Annotated in this window: 13 protein-coding genes; 9 read left to right on the top strand and 4 right to left on the bottom strand. The window is 65.4% G+C overall.

Features of this window, described 5'->3' with window-relative positions:
* Positions 1-199: 199 nt before the first annotated feature.
* The 8 genes from CYU59_RS03700 (at position 200) to CYU59_RS03665 (ending at position 9,295) form a co-directional block, all read left to right on the top strand.
* Positions 200-1,015 carry an SDR family oxidoreductase gene (locus tag CYU59_RS03700; protein ID WP_292976029.1) on the top strand — a complete coding sequence of 272 codons (816 nt, stop codon included), beginning with the start codon at positions 200-202 and terminating at the stop codon, positions 1,013-1,015.
* Between the two features lie 45 nt (positions 1,016-1,060).
* Entirely contained in the window at positions 1,061-1,714 is a 654-nt protein-coding gene (locus CYU59_RS03695; protein ID WP_292976027.1) for a TetR/AcrR family transcriptional regulator, read from the top strand.
* A 10-nt stretch (positions 1,715-1,724) separates the two neighbouring features.
* Positions 1,725-1,919, top strand: coding sequence for a ferredoxin (locus CYU59_RS03690; RefSeq protein ID WP_292976025.1), 195 nt, complete (start codon positions 1,725-1,727; stop codon positions 1,917-1,919).
* Positions 1,920-1,922: 3 nt separating this feature from the next.
* Positions 1,923-3,167 (top strand): cytochrome P450, encoded by a 1,245-nt coding sequence (locus tag CYU59_RS03685; RefSeq protein WP_292976023.1) that lies wholly within the window; start codon positions 1,923-1,925, stop codon positions 3,165-3,167.
* Between the two features lie 169 nt (positions 3,168-3,336).
* A complete protein-coding gene (locus tag CYU59_RS03680) occupies positions 3,337-4,398 on the top strand; it encodes an amidohydrolase family protein (protein WP_292976085.1) in 1,062 nt (353 codons plus the stop codon).
* Between the two features lie 8 nt (positions 4,399-4,406).
* A complete protein-coding gene (locus CYU59_RS03675; RefSeq protein WP_292976021.1) occupies positions 4,407-5,657 on the top strand; it encodes a Xaa-Pro peptidase family protein in 1,251 nt (416 codons plus the stop codon).
* 15 nt (positions 5,658-5,672) lie between these two features.
* A complete protein-coding gene (locus tag CYU59_RS03670) occupies positions 5,673-6,803 on the top strand; it encodes a M24 family metallopeptidase (protein ID WP_292976019.1) in 1,131 nt (376 codons plus the stop codon).
* A gap of 68 nt (positions 6,804-6,871) precedes the next feature.
* A complete protein-coding gene (locus CYU59_RS03665; protein WP_292976017.1) occupies positions 6,872-9,295 on the top strand; it encodes a CoA transferase in 2,424 nt (807 codons plus the stop codon).
* Positions 9,296-9,307: 12 nt separating this feature from the next.
* Here the strand turns inward: CYU59_RS03665 and CYU59_RS03660 are convergent, their stop codons facing one another.
* The 4 genes from CYU59_RS03660 to CYU59_RS03645 all read right to left on the bottom strand — a co-directional run bounded on the left by CYU59_RS03660 (position 9,308) and on the right by CYU59_RS03645 (position 13,402).
* Entirely contained in the window at positions 9,308-10,132 is an 825-nt protein-coding gene (locus CYU59_RS03660) for an SDR family NAD(P)-dependent oxidoreductase (protein WP_292976015.1), read from the bottom strand.
* A gap of 211 nt (positions 10,133-10,343) precedes the next feature.
* Entirely contained in the window at positions 10,344-11,183 is an 840-nt protein-coding gene (locus CYU59_RS03655) for a mycofactocin-coupled SDR family oxidoreductase (protein WP_292976013.1), read from the bottom strand.
* Positions 11,184-11,211: 28 nt separating this feature from the next.
* Positions 11,212-12,411: a cytochrome P450 gene (locus CYU59_RS03650; protein ID WP_292976011.1), complete on the bottom strand. Its 1,200-nt coding sequence runs from the start codon at positions 12,409-12,411 to the stop codon at positions 11,212-11,214.
* A gap of 337 nt (positions 12,412-12,748) precedes the next feature.
* Complete coding sequence (locus tag CYU59_RS03645; RefSeq protein ID WP_292976009.1) at positions 12,749-13,402, bottom strand: TetR/AcrR family transcriptional regulator; 654 nt, start codon at positions 13,400-13,402, stop codon at positions 12,749-12,751.
* Positions 13,403-13,582: 180 nt separating this feature from the next.
* On the opposite strand from CYU59_RS03645, the gene CYU59_RS03640 reads away from it, so the two are divergent.
* Positions 13,583-14,758, top strand: a complete 1,176-nt coding sequence (locus tag CYU59_RS03640) for an acyl-CoA dehydrogenase family protein (RefSeq protein WP_292976007.1) — start codon at positions 13,583-13,585, stop codon at positions 14,756-14,758.
* Positions 14,759-14,853: the final 95 nt, after the last annotated feature.

Raw genomic sequence — 14,853 nt, 5'->3', positions numbered from 1 at the left:
ATTTCACACGATCAGGTGCCCGGGTACGGCGTGGTCCCGACATACGGCAGCGTGGCGGCTCCCGGTGAACGCCATGAGAATCGGAGGTTAACTAACCCGCTCACGAAGCCGAAGTTAGCATCACGGGCTGCGAGTCTGCGGTGATAGCACTAAATCAATCGCTTGACTTAAGCGGCGACGCGCCGATTAACTCGACGGCATGGTCAACGAATTGCTCGGCAAGGTTGCGATCGTCACGGGTGGCGCCTCGGGCATCGGCGCCGGAATCGTCGAGAAATTCGTGGCGGAGGGGGCTCGGGTGGTGGTCGCGGATGTCGACCGTGACCGCGGAGAAGACCTCGTCACCAGACTCGGCGGTGAGGTGATCTTCCGGCCTGCCGACGTCTCCGACACCGATCAGATAGCCGACTTGGTGGCAGGCGCCGTCGAATCGTTCGGTGGCCTGGACGTGATGGTCAACAACGCCGGGATCTCCAGCAAAATGCACCGGAGCTTTCTCGATGACGACCTGGCCGACTTCCAGCGGGTCATGGCGGTCAACGTCCTGGGGGTGATGGCCGGAACCCGCGACGCGGCCCGCGAGATGGCCAAGAGCGGCGGCGGGTCGATCATCAACCTGTCGTCGATCGGCGGTATCCAAGCCGGTGGCGGGGTGATGACGTATCGCGCCTCCAAGGCGGCGGTGATCATGTTCACTCAATCGTCGGCAATTGAGTTGGCGCACTTCGACGTACGAGTCAACGCCATCGCGCCGGGCAGCATACCCACGCCGATTCTGGCGTCCTCGAATTCCGGCAAGTCGCCCGAGGAACTCGAGATATTCGAGCAGAAAATCCGGGCCCAGATGCGTGCCGATCGGCCGCTGCAGCGGGAGGGGACTCCTGAAGACGTGGCCGAGGCCGCGCTGTACCTGGCCGGCGACCGGTCCCGGTATGTGACCGGCACGGTGATGCGCGTCGACGGTGGGACGACGGCCGGAAAAGTGGTCCGGCGCCGAATCGAGAAGACCGATTAAATCAATCGCTTGACTTAATCGAGGTCAGCGCGTTGACTGGCCAGGGTGACTACCGCGAGGGCCGCGCGCAGCGATCGGGCCAGCACCACGCAGGAAGCGATCTTGACCGCAGCCGAGCGGCTGTTCGCCGAGCATGGCGTCTTCGCTGTCTCGAACCGTCAGGTCAGCGAGGCAGCCGGGCAGGGCAACAACGCGGCGGTGGGCTATCACTTCGGCACCAAGACCGATCTGGTCCGGGCCATCGAGCAGCGGCACCGGGAGCCCATCGAACGGCTGCGGGAAGACATGGTCGCTTCGACTCTTCGGTCGGACGACACCCGCAGCTGGGTTGCCTGCCTGGTGCGCCCGTTGACCGACCATCTGGCGGCGCTGGGCAATCCCAGTTGGTACGCTCGCTTCGCTGCGCAGGTGATGACCGACCCGGCGTACTACAACATCGTCGTCAAAGACGCACTCACGTCCGAGTCCCTGGTCCAGGTGATCGACGGAATCAACCGGTGCCTGCCCGAGCTCCCGATCGACGTCCGGGTGGAACGCAATCTGATGGCCCGCAACCTGCTGGTGCACACCTGCGCCGACCGCGAACGGGCGCTGGCCGCGGGCGCATCCGCGCCGTGGACGTCCTGGGAGGCCGCCGGGACGCGCCTCATCGACGCAGTGGTGGGGCTGTGGCTGGCGCCCGTCACGCCGCACGAGTGAAGAAGAATTGATGAAAGTTTCTGTGGAACAAGATAAATGCGCATCGTCGGGCAACTGTGTGATGCACGCCCCGGAAGTCTTCGATCAGCGCGACGACGACGGCGTCGTTCTCGTGCTGGACGAGAACCCGCCCGCCGAGCAGGCCGACAGCGTCCGCAAAGCCGAGGCCAACTGCCCCGCACTAGCCATTCACCTCGAGGAGTGAGACGTGTCCGACACACTCGCCGGCACCAGCACTGCAGCGACCTCCGACGGCCCCGAATACCCGATGGCCCGCGCCGCCGGTTGCCCCTTCGCGCCGCCGCCGGAAGTGATGGAGTTGGCCCAGGCGCGGCCGCTGTCCAGGGTGAAGATCTGGGACGGCAGCACGCCCTGGCTCATCACCGGATACGAAGTGGCGCGCTCGCTGTTCTCCGACTCCCGGGTCAGCGTCGACGACCGGCGGCCGGGCTTCCCGCACTGGAACGAAGGCATGCTGTCCACCGTGCACAAGCGGCCCCGGTCGGTCTTCACCTCAGATGCCGAGGAGCACACTCGATTTCGCCGGATGCTGTCAAAACCGTTCACGTTCAAGCGAGTTGAAGGTCTACGGCCGGCGATCCAGCAGATCACCGATGACTCCATCGACACCCTGCTGGCCGGCCCGAAGCCGGGCGAGATCGTCAACACGATTGCCCTGCCGGTGCCGTCGTTGGTGATCAGCCAGCTGCTGGGCGTGCCGTACGAAGACGCCGAGATGTTCCAGCACCATGCCAATGTCGGCCTCGCACGCTACGCCGCCGCCGAGGACACCATGAAAGGTGCGATGAGCCTGCACAAGTATCTTGCGCAGCTCGTCGAGGCAAAGATGGAGTCCCCTGCCGAAGATGCGGTTTCGGATCTGGCCGAGCGCGTCAAGGCCGGCGAGCTCAGCGTCAAGGAAGCCGCGCAGCTCGGCACCGGCCTCTTGATCGCGGGCCACGAGACCACCGCCAACATGATCGGGTTGGGCGTCCTGGCGCTGCTGGCGCACCCCGACCAGGCGGCGGTGCTGCGCGAGACCGACGACGCGAAAGTCATTGCCAATGCGGTGGAGGAGCTGCTGCGGTACCTCTCGATCATCCAGAACGGCCAGCGTCGTGTCGCCGCCGAGGACATCGGCATCGCCGGCGAGACGATCCGGGCCGGCGACGGCATCATCATCGACAACGCGCCGGCCAATTGGGACGCCAAGGAATTCAGCGAACCCGACCGCCTCTACCTACACCGTTCGGGCGCCGGCCAGCACGTCGCCTTCGGCTACGGCCGGCATCAGTGCGTCGGGCAGCAGCTCGCTCGCGCCGAACTGCAGATCGTTTTTCACACACTGCTGCGCCGTGTCCCCACCCTCGAACTCGCCGTACCGATCGAGGACGTTCCGCTCAAGCACGACCGGCTCGCCTACGGCGTCTACGAACTACCGGTGACCTGGTGAAGACCCTCGCCAGCCATTCCGGGACAACCAACACATCAATCCAATTGGAGGGCCACTGATGTCGCCTCAAACAAGCACCGTTTCGCTCTATCCGCCCGGGGGTTTCGGCGCTCCGAAGAATCGGCACGGGCATGCCGACGGAATCCAGACCGGTCTGCCCGAAGGCACCGTGGTCTTCTCGGCGGACAACCACATCTCGATCGCCGACGACATCTTCTTCAACCGCTTCCCCGACGAGCTCAAAGAAAAGGCGCCGCGGATCTGGTACGAGGACGGTGCCTACCAGGTTGGCCGTAAGGGGCAGTCGTTCCTGCCCGGTGATTTCAGCGCCGTGCTGATGCAGTACGACGACCTGCCGGGCGCGGCGAGCACCAACATCGCGGCCCGGATCCAGGAGCTGCGTGAGGACGGCGTCGAGAAGGAACTCGCGTTCCCCAACGCGATTCTGGCGCTGTTCCACTACCCGGACAAGCAACTTCGCGAATTGGCTTTCCGGATCTACAACGAGTACATCGCCGAACTGCAGGAGCAGTCAGGCGGTCATTTCTACGGCGCGGGACTGATCAACTGGTGGGATCCCGCTGGTGCCAAGAAAACGTTGGCGGAGTTGAAATCCCTGGGGCTCAAGACATTTCTGCTGCCACTGAACCCCGGCAAGGACGACGACGGCAACGTCATCGACTACGGCAGCACCGCCATGAAACCGGTGTGGGACGAGATCGAAGCCGCCGGGTTGCCGATCTCCCACCACATCGGTGAGACGCCGCCCAAGACTCCCTGTCAGTTCAACAGCGTCGTCGTCGGCATGATGATCAACATCGACGGGTTCCGCGAGCAGTTCGCCAAGTACCTGTTCACCGGCATCCTCGACGATCACCCCAGCCTGCGCATCGGCTGGTTCGAAGGCGGAATATCCTGGGTTCCCTGGGCTTTGCAGGATGCCGAGCATCTGGTGGCGTCCTACCAGCACATGTTCAACCGGCCGCTGCAGCACGACGTGCGCTACTACTGGGACACCCACATGAGCGCCTCGTTCATGGTCGACCCGCTCGGCCTGCAGCTGATCGATCAGATCGGCGTCGACAAGGTGATGTGGTCCAGCGACTATCCGCACAACGAAAGCACTTTCGGCTACTCGGAGAAGTCGTTGGCCTCGGTTGTCGAGGCGGTCGGACCGGACAACGCCGTCAAGATCGTCAGCGACAACGTCACCAAGTTCCTGGGGTTGTAGGCCGTTCGATGACTGCAACCACTTCGGTCCTGCCCGCCTGCAAGTCGGTCGCCGACATTCCGGCGACGCCGGACATCGAGCGGATGCGTCGCGAAACCGGCGCGCGGCTTCGTTCGGCGATGGCCGATCGCGGCGTGGACGCGTTGATCCTGCTGGGAAACAACAGCGTGGTGTACGCCACCGGGGTCAGTTGGCCATTGGGGGATGCCGGGCTGTCGTATGTCGAACGACCGGTCGCGGTGGTGCTGGCCGACGATCCGCATCCGCACCTGTTCCTGCCGTTCCGGGAGGGCGCATCGTCGGAATCGGGCTTGCCGGCAGACCACCTGCACGGTCCGGTGTATCTCGAATTCGACGAGGGCGTAGAGAAATTCGCACGGATGATCCACGAGCTCATCCCGGCCGCGGCCAGTATCGCGGTCGACGAGCTCACCGGTGCGATGCGGCGCGGGCAGTCTCAGCTCTTCCGGTCCGGTCAGCCGACCGACGCCGCGCAGGTCGTCGGTGCCGCCAAACTCATCAAGACCCCAGATGAAATCGCGTGCATCCGAACCGCGGTGAAGATCACCGACGCGGCGATGGTCGACGTGCAGGCCGGCCTTGCGCCGGGAATTCGGCAGATCGACTTGTCGGCCGAGTTCACCCGCCGCACATTCGAATTGGGCGCAATGGCCAGCATGCTGGAGCCGATCTGGCAGGTGATGCCCAAGTTCAAGGCGGACGGAGTCTGGACCACCCACGGTGATCTGGCGTTGCCGCTGTTGACGACTGAGCGCGAACTCGCCGCCGGTGATGTGCTGTGGACCGACGTCAGCATCACCTACCAGGGCTACTGCTCGGACTTCGGCCGCACCTGGGTAGTCGGCGACGAGCCGACACCCCGGCAGCATGCCCAGTACTTCAAGTGGCAGGAAATCATGGATGCCGTGCTCGGCGTGGTCCGCGCCGGGGCCACCGTCGCGGACCTGGGAAGGACGGCGACCACCGCCAACGGCGGTAACCGGCCGTGGTTGCCGCACTTCTACCTGGGTCACAGCATCGGCGTCAACGCTGCCGAAACACCAATGATTGGAACCGATCTCGGTGAAGAGTTCGACGAGAACTTCGTCCTCGAGCCTGGCATGGTGCTGGTGCTCGAACCGGTGGTGTGGGAAGAAGGCACCGGGGGCTACCGCAGCGAGGAGATCATCGTCATCACCGAGGACGGGCATATCCGGTTGACCGACTACCCCTATGCCCCGTACGGGGAGCAGCGATGAGGAGGAGTGGCGTCGATGGCTGTTGAGGTTCTGGCCGACGACCGCGCGTTGCGGACGGCTCGGCGCGAACGCGCCCTGGCGCAGATGGAACAGCACGACCTCGACGTGCTGGTGTTGGGGCGCCAGGCCAATGTCCGCTACGTGTCCGGTGCGCCGCAGTTGTGGGTGGCCGGCACCAGACCGTTCGGTCCGACCTGTGTCGTGGTGCGGGAGACCGGCGCAATCCACTTGCTCAGCACATGGGACGAGGGCGTACCCGACGACATCCCGCACGAGAACTTGTACGGCATCGCGTGGAACCCGATGAACACCATCGCCAACCTGCGGCGTATCCCGGGTGCAGAGGCCGCGAAAAGGGTTGGCACGGATGCGCTTTCGCCGGGATTCGAGCAGCTTCTTCCGTCGGCGTTCCCCAACGCCGACCTTGTCGACGGCGAGCTGGCCATGCGCGCGGCCCGGCGGATCAAGACACCCGAAGAAGTGGCCGCACTGCGTGAGGCCATTCGGGTCGCCGAACTCGGATTGGCCGCCGCAGTAGCCGAGTTGCGGCCGGGTCTCAGCGAAAAGGCGTTGGCCGGTGTGCTGTTGGAAGCGATGGCGGCCGGCGGGGTCAGCACCCCCGCCACCCAAGATGCCGCCTGGGTGACCGCGCGCGACCACCCATGGCGCCGGGCCAATCCCGACGGCCTGGTGCACGCCGGTGACCTGGTGGCATTTTCGTCCGGAGTGCTCGACGGAGGCTACGCCGGTGAGGTGGGCCGCACCTGGCCGGTCGGTGACGTCCCGGGCTCGTCAGACCTCTATCGGCGGTGGGATGCACTGTGGAACAGGCTGTTCGAGGCCTGCCAGCCAGGGGCGTCGGCTTTCGATCTGCTGGCCGCGTATCAAGCCGCCGGTGAAGAGCTGCCGCCGATGCCTGTTGCGCGTGGCCTGGGCTTGGGATTCGACCCGCCGGTGGTGTCGCAGCATCTGCCGGCGACGGCGGCCGAGGAGCAACTCGAGGCGGGCATGGTTCTGGCGGTCACCGGCTACGTCTGGCAGTCCGGCGTGGGCGCGGTGTTCGGGCGGGAGGCGGTGCTGATCACCCCCGATGGACCCGAGGTGCTCACGTCGAGCCCCTCGGCCAACATCGCGGTCGGCGCTTGATCGTGGCCGACGAGTGTCCGCACGGCTTCCGGCTGAGCAGGTTCCGCCGGGTGAGAAGGGGCTGAGGCGTGGCGCCCGACACCGGTCCGTTGCACGGTTACACCGTCGTCGAACTCGCTTCCGGAATCGCCGGCGCCTACTGCACCAAGCTGTTGGCCGACGGCGGTGCCCGCGTGATCAAAGTCGAATCGCCAGAAGGTGATCCGTTGCGCCGATGGTCGGCATCCGGTGCCGCCATCGGCCACGGCCGTGACGGCGCCCTGTTCGGTTTCCTGGCCGGCGGAAAGCACGGTGTGGTCGCCGACCCCGCCACCGACGCCGACTTCGTGGACGAGTTGCTGGCCGGCGCGGACGCGGTGGTGTGGTCGCACGGATCAGCGCTGGCCGAGTCGTTCACACCGGCGAAGCTCCGTGAGACGCATCGGCATCTGATCGTCACGTCGATCACACCCTTCGGGCTGGAAGGACCGTGGTCCGACCTGCCGGCGACCGAGTTCACCCTGCAGGCCTGGTCCGGCGGCATCGTCGGGTTGGGCCGCGGATCGGCCGATCGCGCACCGGTATTCGTCGGCGGCCAGGTGGGTGACTTTCTCTCCGGTGCCTTCGCCAGTGCCGCAACCCTGACGTCACGGATCCGGCAGTCGAAGACCGGAGCGGGCGAACTCCTCGACCTGTCGATGCTCGAAGCCCACATTCTGGGGCTCACCTACTATCCGGTCACGTTCTTCCAGATGCTCGGGCGACCGTGGCGCGATGCCCGCAAACTCACGGTTCCCGGAATCGCCAGTGCCAAAGACGGTTTGGTGGACGTCGGTTGCGGCACCGCGCAGCAGTGGTTCGACCTCTGCGCGATGATCGGCCGGCAGGACTGGATCGACGAGGACTCGCCGCTCTCGATCACCGAGATGGCGAACGAGAAGGCCGCCGACATCTACGCCTGGTTCGAGGGGCAGAACGCCGACGACATCCGCGAACTCGCCACCGCGTTCCGGATCCCCAATGCGCCGGTGGCGAACGGCGCCACCATCGTCGGGCTCGAACACTTCCGGCACCGGGGCTCGTTCGTCGCCAACCCTCGCGACGGGTTCGCCCAGCCCGGTCCTCCCTACCGCATGAACCCGGCGACACTGGTTGCGCCGCAACCTGCACCGCTGCTGGGTGAGCACACCGCGCGGTACCGGCAGACGGGACCGATCGCCCGGCGAACCCCGCCCGATCCGATCTCGGATGAGTTGCCGCTCAACGGTATCCGGGTGCTCGACATGACGACGTTCTGGGCGGGGCCGAGCTGCACCCATTTTCTGGCGATGCTCGGTGCCGACGTCGTGCACGTCGAATCCACCCGCAAACCGGACGGCACCCGGCTGATCGCCGGCATCCCGGTCAGCGAAGACCAGTGGTGGGAGAAGTCTCCGATCTTCTCGGCGCTGAACACCAACAAGAAGGGCCTGACCCTTGATCTGCAGACCGACGCGGGCCGGGACCTGCTGCGTCGGCTGATCCCGACGTTCGACGTGATCGTCGAGAACTTCACGCCGCGGGTGCTTGACCAGATCGGTCTGGACTTCGATGCGGTCCAAGCGATCCGGCCGGATGCGATCCTGCTGCGGATGCCCGGCTTCGGGCTGGACGGGCCGTGGCGGGACAATCCGGCTTTCGCTTATGTCATCGAGGCCGCGTCGGGGGTGAGCTGGCTGACCGGGCATCCGGACCGAAATCCGTACGAGCCGTACTCGATCGGTGACCCGAATGCCGGTATCCACGCGGTCAACGCGTTGTTGCTGGCGCTGGAGTTGCGGCGCAGCACCGGCCGCGGCGTGATGATCGAGGCCGCGATGGTCGATGCGGCCCTGAACATCGCCGCCGAACAGGTCATCGAGTACTCCGCCTACGGAGCCCTGCTGCAACGCGCCGGCAACCGGGGGCCCGCGGCGGCGCCCCAAAACGCCTACCTCTGCAGCGATATCGACGAGTTCGGCCGCCTCGACAGCTGGGTCGCGATCGCTGTCGCCGACGACCGGCAGTGGTCCGGGCTCTGCGACGCGCTGGGCGGTCCGCAATGGGCGCTGGACCCGAGACTGTCGACAGCGGAGGGCCGCCGCCAGTGCCACGACCTGATCGACGAGCACCTGAGCGCGTGGTGTGCCAGTCGGGACAGCGACGAAGTCGTACGACTGCTCTGGGATGCCGGCGTGCCGGTCGCCAAGGTGATGCAACCGCATCGTCAGATCGAGATTCCGCAGCTGCGGTTCCGCGGTTTCTTCGAAGACGTCGGTCACCCGGTCAACGAACCCACGCCGCACAGCACTGTGCCGGTGAGGTTTTCGGCCGGCCCACACCGATTCCATCGAGGCCAGGCGCCACTACTCGGTGAACACAACTACGAGCTGCTGGCCGAAATCGGGCTCAGTGCAACTGAAATCGCCGAGCTGGAGGCCGAGGGTGTGATCGGCCGGGCGCCCGGCGGGACGCGAAAGACCGCCGCCCGGTGAGCATCGACAGGGTCAGTGATTCCAGCCGTCGTCGGCCTGTGCGTCGAACGTCTGGTCGATCCGGTCGAATCGCTTGCGGATAGACCGGCGGGCGGCCGAGTGAGGTAGCACGTAGAGCCGGTTGGCGGCGATCGCGTCGACGGTCAGGCGGGCGACCTCGTCGACGTCCAAGGTGTCCGGTTGTGCCGGTACCTCGTCCGAGGCAGTCCCGTAGTCGGCACCCATGATCCGCCCCGAATTCGACAGCAGCTTGGTCTCGACCACCATCGGGCACAGCACCGAAACACCGATACCGTCGTCCCTGACCTCGCGGGCCAGGTTCTCGGCCAGGCCCACGACGCCGTATTTCGCCACGCTGTAAGCGCCGAGCCCGACATTGGGCATCAGGCCGGCGAACGACGCGGTGAAAGCGACGTGCCCGCCGCTGCCCTGCTGGAGCAGTCGCGGCACGAACGCTTCGACGGCGTGAATCGAGCCCCACAGGTCGATGTCGATCACCCAGTGCCAATCGTCGTGGGTCATCTGCGCGATCGGGCCCCCGACCACGATGCCGGCGTTGCTGAACACCACGTCCACCCGGCCGAGAAGACGGAACGCTTCGTCGGCGAGGTGCGTCATCTCCTCCAGTGACCGGACGTCGCACGTCACCGGGTGGGCCTCGAATCCCTGTGCCCGCAGGTCTGTGACGGCCTGCTCCAGGGCCGCCTCGTCGACGTCGGCCAGGACGAGACGCACTCCGCGCCTTGCCAACTCAGTTGCGGTCGCGAGACCGATACCGTTCGCACCGCCGGTGATGACGGCGCTCTTCCCGTCGAAATGCCCGCTGTCCTTGCTCATGGCGCGACGGTAGCCGACGTGGCTACGCGACCAAAGACAGCCCCGCTAGTTGGTGATGGCGTCGAGCGCCGCGCGGGGGTCGAGGTCGACGAACGACGTCGCTCACCACCGCGCCAGGATGGTCACGCCGGCGCGCATCCGTCATCCAGGCCGGGGTGATCTGGTCCCAGCCGCCCGGAATTTTCAGCTCTGAAAGCGGCACGGTGAGAGGCTATTTGAGGCAGCTACCGCCGTCGACCGGCAGCGTGACGCCGGTGATGAAGCGTGCCTCGTCAGATGCCAGGAACAGCACCGCGTTGGCGATGTCCTCGGGTTCGACCCAGCCGATCGGCAGGGTGTGCATCAGCTGGCCCACGACTTTCATGTCGTCGGGACCCGGGTTCTCCAGGTCCGGCCGGAACAGCCTCATCGTGCCTTCGTTCATGAACAGCGGGGTGTTCACGTTGGTCGGGTGCACGGAGTTGACCCGGACGTTCTGCGCGCCCAGCTCGACGGCGAAGGTGCGCATCAAGCCGACTACGCCGTGCTTGGCGGCGACGTAGTGACCCGTGTGCGGGTAGGCCTTGAGGCCGCCGACCGAGCTGGTGAGGATGATCGATCCACCGTTGCCGCCGGCGAGGATATGCGGCACACCGGCTTTCACGGTCTTCCACACCCCGCCGAGGTTGATGTCGATCATGGCGGTCCAGTCCCGTTCACTGGTCTTGTCCAGCGTCTGGCCGCCGTTGCCGATTCCGGCATTGGCAACGATGATGTCGAGCTTGCCGAGCTGCTCGACACCGGTGTCCACCGCTGCCTTGAGTGCGTCGAAGTCACGGACGTCGACCTCGGCTGTGTAGATCCGACGGTTGTGGCCCTTGACCAGATCTGCGGTCTCGGCCAGATCCTCCGGCGTGGACGCGGCGATCAGATCGACGGTGTCGATCTTCTTACAGACGTCGACCGCGATGATGTCGGCACCCTCCTGGGCCAGCCGCACCGCGTGGGCGCGGCCCTGACCACGCGCCGCACCGGTGACGAACGCGACCTTGCCTTCGACTCGACCCGCCATCGTTTCCTCGTTTCCTAGTTGTGATTGCTCAACCGACGACCGCAGGCATTGTGTCCCAGCCACGCACGGTGGAGGTCGGGGACAATGCGGCGCGGCTGAGGTCGACCTGCCATTCGGGGAAGCGCTTCAAGATCTCCTCGAGCGCGATGCGTCCCTCCAGCCGGGCCAGCGCCGAGCCCAGGCAGTAATGCGTGCCGACGCTGAACGACAGGTGCTGGCGGGGTTCGCGGTGAATGTCGAAAACGTCTCCGTCGGGCGGGAATTGACGATGGTCTCGGTTCGCGGCGCCGATCAGCATCATCATCGCGCTGCCCTCCGGGACCGTCTGCCCGTAGTAGGTGACGTCGCGAGTCACGTACCGGGCCACGTGTGGGGCCGGCGGTTCGAAACGCAGCAACTCCTCGATGGCGGCGGGGATCAGAGCCGGGTTGTGCGCCAATTCCCTGCGCTGATTTGGATGCTCGGCCAGCACCTTGCCGGCCCAGCCGATCAGCCGGGTGGTGGTCTCGTTGCCGGCGCCGGAGACGACAGCGATGTAGGTGAGCAGCTCCTCGCGGGTCAACCGCCGCGTCACGCCCTTGTCGTCGGTGAATTCGACGTTCAGCAGATCCGTCATGATGTCGTCGGACGGGTGCTTGGCGCGCCAGTCGATGAACTCGGCGAAGAACTCGCCGGTGTCCATCGCGGACGAGGCATCCATGGGTTTGCCTGCCTCCGTGCGCATTTGGTCGTTTGTCCGGTCGCGCGCGGCTTCCTGGTACTCGTCGGGGACGCCGAGCAGCATGCCGATCACCTTCATCGGCATCTGGGCGCCGAGATCGCCGACGAAGTCGAAACTGTCACCGCCGGCAATCGGATCCAGGCTGTGCGCGCAGAATTCGCGGATCTTGGGCTCGAGGTCGTTGATCTTGCGCGGGGTGAACATCCTGGCCAGCAGCTTGCGGTGCACGTCGTGGATCGGCGGATCCTCGAAGATGATCACACCCGGCGGGATGTCGATGTTCGCCTTGATTAATTCGATGATCGCGCCGCGGGCGGAACTGAACGTGGCGTGGTCGACGAGCGCGTCGTCGACGTCGGCGAACCGGCTGAGCGCGTAGAAGTCGTGCTGCTCGTTGTAGTACAGCGGAGCTTCCTCGCGAATCGCCCGGAAGGCGCGGTAGGGGTCGGCATTGATCTCCACGTCGTACGGGTCGTAGTAGACCCCGTCGGGTGCAGTCACTGTCACGGGAATTCGCCTCTCGCCGCGCGCGCATATGTGATGGCGCTCAGAATCTGCGGCAACTCTGTCATCAGGCGGCTACGGGTGTCAATGTGGGATCCGTTTTCGCTACTTAGCATTCTCTTGCGACGAGAATTAGATTTCCGGATCGGCATATTTTGTGCGTTATGTGAGCATTGAGCCGCTGTCGGTCGGCGTCAGCGCGGTCGCGGCCGGAAAAGGGATTCGACAGGCCGGAGCACCATCCGGTGCGGACCCCGGCAACCGAACCGGTCGTGGCGGGGTTACGGCGTCACTCGTGTAAGTGGAATTCTCACTTGACGGTAAGTGGATTCTCGCGCGGCTAGCGGCCGACGAATCCCTGCGAGCAGAAGTCCCACACCTCGTCCGCGGTGATGGGATGCACGGTCGCCTCACCCGGGCCGCCGCTGGACTGCGCGATGAACATCACGGTCTGCATGGTCATCGCGGCCATCCGCTTCGCGTTGACACCGGCGCGCAGCTCGCCGGCTTCGCTGGCGGCCTCCATCAGCTCGGTCAGCAAAGTAACCAGAGGCGCATGCGCAATCTTGACTTCGTCAGGATGTGAAACCAGAAGTCGCGGAGCAAAGTCGGTGAACAACGGACGCTTGGCTGTGGGGTCCGGGCGCGAGGCCTCGAACAACAGCTCGACGGCAACCTTCAGCCGTTCGATCGGGTCGGTGTGGTTGGCCGTCGCGGCGCGGATCTGGTCCGAGGAGCGGCTCAGCGCGTCTTCGAAGAGCGCCAGCAGCAGCTCGTGTTTGCCGTCAAACTGCAGGTAGAAGCTTCGCAAAGACTGCCGGGAGCGGTCGACGACCTCTTGGACGGTAAAGTCCGTGCTGCCCTTCTCGATGATGATGGCTTGCGCCGCGTCCAAGAACCGTTGGACACGTTGCGCGGCCCGCAGTTTCGCCGTCTTGATGGACCGTTCGACGGCGCGCTGCTTCCAGGCCGGCTCTTCGCTGGGGCTGGTCACGGGCGGCTCTGGTGATTGCCGCGAGGGGAGAACATGTTTGGACTGTACCGGAGAACGCCGTGTCATCAGTGTGCTCTCCCCCTCGCGGGACGACGTGTCTGAGATTGTAACTTTCCCTTGGCGAGAATAGTATTCTCTCACTGCTCTGCAGGGAAGTGGAATGCGAATTACGGAGCGCCGATGCAACTGACGTTCGATGCCGACGTGGAGCAATTCCGGGCCGAATTCGTGGCATTCCTCGACGAGCATTCGCCGGACGAAGCCGACGCGGTCCATCGTTCACGCTCGTCATCCGATGTGCCGCCGTGGGCACGGCGCTGGCAGCGTTTGCTCTTCGACCACGGGTGGCTGCTGCCCGGTAATCCGCCAGAGTTCGGCGGCCGCAACGCGACCGTGTTGCAGCAATACGTCCACGCCGAAGAGTTGTCGCGGCGACGCATTTACCAGAGCTTCAATCCCCAGGGCGTCGGCATCATCGCCGCGTCCCTGCTGTCATTCGGGACGGCGGAGCAGAAGCACCGCTGGGCGGTGCCGATCCTGCGCGCCGAGATCACGGCGTCATTGGGTATGAGCGAGCCAGGCGCCGGTTCGGACCTGGCTTCGCTTCGGACGGCCGCGGTGCGCGACGGCGAGCACTTCGTGGTCAACGGACAGAAGGTGTGGACATCGGGTGCCCATGACGCCGACGTGCTGCTGACTTTCGTCCGGACCGATCCGGATGCGCCCAAGCACAAGGGAATCAGCGTGCTGGTGATACCGACCGACAGTCCGGGTCTGGTGCGACGGCCGTTCGCCTCCGCCGCCGATCCCGACGACCTGGACTTCAACGAGGTGTTCTTCACCGACGTCCGGGTGCCGGTCGAGAATCTCGTCGGCCCACTCAACGAGGGCTGGCGAGTCGCCAACGGCTCGCTCGGCCACGAGCGCAACATGCTCTGGATGGGCTATGCCGATCAATTGCAGGAGATGACAGCCGATTTCGAACCGGTCGGAGACTTGGAGCGCGATCGTTACGCGACCCTGGTGATGGATCACGAGGCGCTGCGGCTGCTGGGTTCGGTGACCCTGGCGCGAGCCGCCCGCGGTGAAGACGACGTGGCGGGCCAGTCGGTGCTCAAGCTGCTGGGGTCCGAAGCCGTGCAGACCGCCACCGAGCATGTGCTGGGAGCGGGCGGGGTGGACGGGCTCGTGCACCCCGCGCTGACCGGGCCTTACGCGCCGCTGAACCTGGACTCCCACTACGGCAGCTGGTTTGACCGCTACCTGCGCACGTTCGCGGCGACGATCGCCGGTGGCACCTCGGAGATCCAGCGAAACATCGTCGCGCAGCGGGTACTCGGGCTGCCTCGCAACTAGGACGCGGCGCCGAAATCGGCGCTGACGCGGATTTGTGCGAGAGGCGTCGACGCTGGCGTCGATCTCGACGGCCTCAGAGCTGGATCAGCCGCGGC

The organism is Mycobacterium sp. (assembly GCF_002863225.1).
Classification (GTDB): Bacteria; Actinomycetota; Actinomycetes; order Mycobacteriales; family Mycobacteriaceae; genus Mycobacterium.
The sequence above is the reverse complement of the archived record's forward strand: the minus strand, read 5'-3'. Positions and strand labels throughout refer to the sequence as shown.